The 515-nt window shown below is 40.6% G+C and carries 1 protein-coding gene; it reads right to left on the reverse strand.

Going from position 1 to position 515, the window contains the following annotated elements; translation table 11 throughout:
- Positions 1 to 425: transcriptional regulator RefZ (gene refZ / locus ACWHAR_RS32100; protein WP_452089050.1), on the reverse strand; the 425-nt coding region annotated here is incomplete at its 3' end.
- Positions 426 to 515: the final 90 nt, after the last annotated feature.

Here is a 515-nt window from a genome sequence, read left to right on the forward strand (position 1 = left end):
TCACGCTGTTTTTCTCCTTCCTCAATGATCAGCTGGAAGATATACTTTTCCTTCATTAGATATGTCGACATAATTTCCCTGATTAATGTGGAGTCAATTGTGACTTCCCGGTAGACAAAACGAGTTAATTGACGATGATTATGCTGATAGGATAAAATATCGAAAACCAATTGAAGAAGCTGTTCCTGCGTGCTTTGAGAAGAGATATTGCTTGCCGCTGTTTCAAGCGTTTTGCTGTAGCCTTCGTAAAACTCTGAAACTAAGTGTTCCATCAAGCCTCCTTTGCCTTTAAAATAGTAGGAGATGTGCGCAACATTTACATCAGCTGACTTTGCGATTTCACGGACAGACGTGCCAGAAAATCCTTTTTGGTTAAAAAGCATGACAGCAGATTCAATAATTTTGTCTTTGGTGCTTACTTTCATACGGCTCACTCCTTCCTCTTGATACTATTCAAGCAGAAAGCCGCTGTTCCTGTAAGAACTTATCGACAAATGCCGGCAGAAAAGCCGGAA

The sequence above is a fragment of the Bacillus sp. LR--39 genome (genome assembly GCF_053613335.1).